Here is a 5,707-nt window from a genome sequence, read left to right as displayed (position 1 = left end):
CGTATTGAGCCGGGTGAGGTGGAGGCTGTGCTGGCCGGTCATCCGGGCATCGCGCAGAGCGCGGTGGTGGTCCGGGACGACCATGCCGGCGACGCCCGCCTCATCGCCTACGTCGTCCCCCGCGACGATCTGACGCCGGAAGGCCTTCGCGAGTTCGCGCGGCGAAGCCTGCCGCAGTACATGGTGCCGTCGGCGTTCGTCACGCTGGACCACTTGCCGCTGACGGTCAACGGCAAGCTCGACAGCGCCGCGCTGCCCGCCCCCGGCCCGGCCGTGCGGGCGGACGTGGAGAGCCGTGAGCCGCGCACCGCGCGCGAGCGGCTGCTCGCGGAGTTGTTCGCGCAGGCTCTGGGAATGGACCGGGTCGGGTGCGACGACGACTTCTTCGTGCTCGGCGGGGACAGCATCGTGTCGATCCGTTTGGTCAGCCTGGCGCGTTCGGCGGGCATCGGATTCACGGTCCGCGACGTCTTCGAGCAGCGGACGGTCGCCGGACTCGCCGAAGCGGCCACTGAACTGGCCCTTTCTACAACGGAGTTCGACGACTCGGGCATCGGAGCGGTGGAACCGACCCCGATCATGCGTTGGTTCGACGAGCGCGGCGGCGGAATCGACCAGTTCCATCAGGCGATGCTGCTGGAGGTGCCGGCCGATCTGGGCGCGGAGCGCCTCACCCTGGCCGTCCAGGCACTCGTGGACCACCATGACGCGCTGCGTCTGACCCGGACGCCGGGTGGCACGGATGGCAGGTCGTGGTCACTGGCGGTCGCGTCGGTGGGTTCGGTGACGGCCGCCGAGCTGGTGCACACGGTGGACCTCGACGGGGCGGACCTTGACGAGGCGCTCGTCCGGGACCATGCGGAGGCGGCGGCCACCCGGCTGTCGGCCGAGCGGGGGGCGCTGCTCCAGGCGGTCTGGTTCGATGCCGGACCGGTCCGCCACGGGAGGCTGCTGCTCCTCGTCAACCACCTGGTGGTGGACGGCGTGTCCTGGCGCATCCTGCTTCCGGACCTCATCGCCGCCTGGGAGGCGGTCGCGCTCGGCCGCCCGCCCCGGCTCGACCCGGTGGGCACCTCGCTGCGCCGCTGGTCGGCGCTGCTGGCCGCGGAGGCCCGACACCCGGCCCGAGCCGCGGAGGCGACCCTGTGGGCCGATCTCCTCGCCGCCGCCGACCCACCGCTGACGGCCGGCCGGCTCGATCCCGTTCGGGACACCGTGGGCCGGGCCAGTGCGCTCACGCTCTCCCTTCCGCCCGACGTCACCACCCCGCTCCTGACCACGGTGCCCACGGCCTTCCACGCCGGAGTGAACGACGTCCTGCTGACCGCTCTGGGCCTGGCGGTGGCCCAGTGGCGCCGGGGGCACGCCCGCGGGAGGCACACGGCACTGCTGGTCGACGTGGAGGGGCACGGCCGGGAGGAGATCGTCGAGGGCGTGGACCTGTCGCGCACGGTGGGTTGGTTCACCTCGCTGTATCCCGTCCGTGTCGACCCGGGACCACTGGTCTGGGAGGAGGTCGTGGAAGGCGGGCCCGCTCTCGGACAGGCGCTGAAACGGGTCAAGGAACAGCTGCGGGCGCTGCCCGACCGAGGCATGGGCTTCGGTCTGCTGCGCCACCTCAACACCGGGACCGGGCCGGAGCTGGCCGGGCTCGCCGTGCCCCAACTCGGCTTCAACTACCTCGGCCGCTTCCCGTCCGCGGGCACTCCGGTGGTGCCCGGCCATCCGGGATGGACCGTGGCGTCGGAGGCCGGCCTGCTGAGCGGCGCCGATCCGGCGACCGCCCTGGCGCACGGCATCGAGGTCAACTCCATGGTCCGTGACACCCCGGACGGGCCGTGGTTGGAGGCCGTCTGGACCTGGGCTCCTGATCTCTGGCCCGAACCACACGTCCGCGCCCTCGCGGAGCAGTGGTTCCTGGCGATCCGTGGCCTGGTCCGGCACGTCGACCGGTCCGGTGCGGGCGGCCACACACCCTCGGACTTCCCCCTGACCGAACTCAGTCAGCACGACATCGAGCAGCTCGAAGCCGCGTGGAGGATTCAGAAATGACGTCGTCGGGCCTGGAAGACATCCTTCCCCTCTCGCCCATGCAGGAGGGGCTCCTGTTCCACTCCCGCTACGAGCAGGACGGCGCGGACGTCTATGCGGTGCAGCACGTCTTCGACATCGAAGGCACCCTCGACGCGGCGCGCCTGCGGACGGCCGTCCGCGCCCTCGTCCAGCGGCACCCTAACCTTCGGGCCGGCTTCCGGCAGGTCGAATCCGGAGGGACCGTTCAGCTGATACCTCGTCAAGTGGATGTTCCCTGGGCCGAGTACGACCTCGCGTCGTTGCCCGCCGCCGAAGCGGAGGCGGAAATCCTCCGACTCGCCGCCAAGGAACACGGCATCCGCTTCGACCTGGCACAGCCGCCGCTGCTGCGCTTCACCCTGGTGCGGCTGGCCGGGGCACACCATCGGCTGGTCATGACCACCCATCACATCCTGCTCGACGGCTGGTCGATGCCCATCCTCGTCCACGAGCTGCTCACGCTGTACGGCAGCCACGGCGACGCCGCCGGGCTTCCCCGGACGACCCCGTACCGGCAGTATCTGGGCTGGCTCGCGCAGCAGGACCGGCCGGCGGCGGAGGCCGCCTGGCGCGAGGCGCTCGTCGGCCTTGAGCAGCCGACCCTGGTCGCCGCGGTGGATCCGGCGCGGCCCGCACTCATGCCGGAGCGGATCACCGTCGAGCTGGACGAGGACCGCACGACGGCACTGACGGACTGGGCGCGTCGGCAGGGCGTGACCACGAACACGGTTCTCCAGGCCGCCTGGGCTCTGGTGCTGAGCCGGCACACGGGGCACGACGACGTGGTGTTCGGGGCCGTCGTGGCGGGGCGCGACCCGCAACTGCCCGGTGTCGAGGCCATGGTGGGGCTGCTCATCACCATGGTGCCCGTCCGGGTCGTGCTGGACCCGGCGCAGTCGCTGACGGAGACCGTCATGCGGCTCCAGGACGAGCAGACGCGGCTGACCGCGCACCACCATCTCGGGCTGCCGCGCATCCAGCAACTGGCCGGCCCCGGCGACCTCTTCGACACGGCCATGGTGTTCGAGAACTACCCCTGGGACGAATCCACCGAGCTGCCGGACACCGGGCTGCGCGTCACCCCGGACCTCGGCAGCGGGCGGGACGCGACCCACTATCCGCTCACCCTGGTCGCGGCCCCGGGGCGGCGCCTCTATCTCCGCCTCGACTACCGGGACGACCTCGTCGACAGGGCCTCGGCCGCCGGGTTCCTCGACCGGCTGATCCAGGTGCTCGACCTCGTCTCCACCGCCACCAGCACTGATTCCGATACCGGCACCGGACCCGCCGCAACCGAGCTGCCCGTCGGGCGGATCGACCTGCTCAGCGATGAGGAGCGCGCCACTCTGTCGGCCGCCCCCGACGACGTCGCGCGCACGACAGGGGCGACCCTGCCGGGGCCGTTCGAGGCGTGGGCCGTCGGGACCCCGGACACCCCGGCGGTGGTCTGCGGCGAGACGGCCCTCACCTACCGGGAACTCGACGAGCGGGCGAACCGGCTGGCGCATGTGCTGACGACCCGTGGCATCGGCCCGGAGGACATCGTCGCCCTCGCGCTGCCCCGCTCGACCGACCTCGTCCTCGCCGTCCTCGCCGTCCTCAAAGCAGGCGCCGCCTACCTGCCCCTCGACCCCGAATACCCCCCCGCCCGGCTGACCCACATGGTCACCGACGCCCGGCCCGCCCTTCTCCTCACCACCACGGCGATCCGGTCCAGCCTCCCCACCACGCACGACACCCCGGTCCTCCTCCTCGACGCCCCGGACACCGCCACCGACCTCGCCGGGCGCCCCACGCACAGCCCCACCCCCGCCCTCGCACCCGATCACCCGGCGTACGTCATCTACACCTCCGGCTCCACCGGACGACCCAAGGGGGTCGTCATGCCCGCGGGCGTCCTGCTGAATCTCCTGGAGTGGCACCACCGCGAGATCGGCGGCCAACCGGGCACCAGGACCGCGCAGTTCACGGCGATCAGCTTCGACGTGTCCGCCCAGGAGGTCCTTTCGGCCCTGCTCTTCGGCAAGACATTGGTGATACCCGCCGAGGACGTCCGGCGCGACGCGGCCCGCTTCGCCGAGTGGCTCGAAGACCAGCGGGTGGAGGAGTTGTTCGCGCCGAACCTGGTCCTTGAGGCCCTAGCCGAGGCCGCAGTCGAGCAGGGCCGAACGCTGCCGCGGCTGCTTACCGTCGCCCAGGCCGGTGAAGCGCTGACACCGAGCCGCCTGTCCCGTGAGTTCCACCGGTCGGTGCCGGGCCGGGTACTGCACAACCACTACGGCCCCACCGAGACCCATGTGGTCACGGCCCACACCTTGGGGCACGACCCGGACGACTGGCCGTTGTCCGTGCCGATCGGCCGTCCGATCGTCAACACCCGTGCGTATGTGCTGGGTTCCGGGCTGCAGCTGGCGGCTCCGGGCGTGGTGGGGGAGCTGTACATCGCGGGTGCTGGCGTGGCCCGCGGGTATCTGCACCGCCCCGCTCTCACCGCCGAGCGTTTCGTGGCCGACCCGTACGGCAGCGAGCCCGGTGCCCGCATGTATCGCACCGGGGACCTGGTACGCCGCAACGCCGACGGCAACCTCGAATTCGTCGGCCGCGCCGACCAGCAGGTCAAGATCCGGGGGTTCCGTATCGAACCCGGCGAGATCGAGGCCGTGTTGACCGATCATCCCGACATCACCCAGGTCGCCGTGGTCGTGCGTGAGGACGAGCCCGGCAGGACCCTCCTGGTCGCCTACGTGACGGCGCGGGAGGCCCTGCGGCCCGACGCAGTACGGGAGTTCACCCGAGACCGGTTGCCCGAACACATGGTGCCGTCGGCCGTCGTACTCGTGGAGCACCTTCCCCTGACGGCGAACGGCAAGTTGGACCGGGCGGCGTTGCCGGCGCCGGAGTTCACGTCGGGCGGGTCGGGGCGGGAGGCGCGGACGCCGCAGGAGCAGATCGTGTGCGATCTGTTCGCGCAGGTGCTCGGGCTGCCGCGGGTGGGTGTGGACGACGACTTCTTCCACCTGGGCGGTCATTCGCTCCTGGCCACTCGCCTCATCGCCCGCATCCGGGCCGCCTTCGGCGTCGAGGTCGGCCTGCGCACGCTCTTCGAGGCCCGGACCGCCGGCGCGGTGGCCGCCCGCCTCGACACCGCCGGGCCCGCGCGGCTGGCCCTGACCAAACAGCAACTGCCCGACCTCGTACCGCTGTCCTTCGCCCAGCGTCGACTGTGGTTCCTGCACAAGATGGAGGGCCCCAGCGCCACCTACAACATTCCGCTCGTCCTGCGGCTGACGGGCGAGCTGGACCGGGAGGCGCTGCGCGCGGCCGTGGAGGACGTGGTGGCCCGGCACGACAGCCTGCGCACCGTGTTCCCCGAAGCCCAGGACACTCCGTATCAGCACGTCCTGGACTCCGTCACGGTCGAGCTGTCCGCCATCGACATCTCCGAGGCGGAACTGCCGGACGCCCTCACGTCGGCGTCCCGTCATCCCTTCGACCTGGCGGCCGAACCCCCGCTGCGCGTCGGCCTGTTCTGCCTCGCACCCGACCGGCACGTCCTCCTGCTCGTGCTGCATCACATTGCGGGTGATGGGTGGTCGTTGGGTCCGTTGGCTTCGGATTTGGCGGGTGCGTATGG

At 71.6% G+C, this 5,707-nt stretch carries 2 protein-coding genes; both read left to right on the top strand.

The window, feature by feature from the left end:
* A partial coding sequence (locus IE267_RS39200) for a condensation domain-containing protein (RefSeq protein ID WP_229861688.1) occupies positions 1 to 2,052 on the top strand: 2,052 nt, incomplete at its 5' end.
* Positions 2,049 to 5,707, top strand: a 3,659-nt coding sequence (locus tag IE267_RS39195; protein ID WP_189766564.1) for a non-ribosomal peptide synthetase, incomplete at its 3' end; no start/stop codon positions are given. The genes IE267_RS39200 and IE267_RS39195, both read left to right, overlap by 4 nt.

Source organism: Streptomyces xanthochromogenes (assembly GCF_014650455.1).
GTDB lineage: Bacteria > Actinomycetota > Actinomycetes > Streptomycetales > Streptomycetaceae > Streptomyces > Streptomyces xanthochromogenes.
The sequence above is the reverse complement of the archived record's forward strand: the minus strand, read 5'-3'. Positions and strand labels throughout refer to the sequence as shown.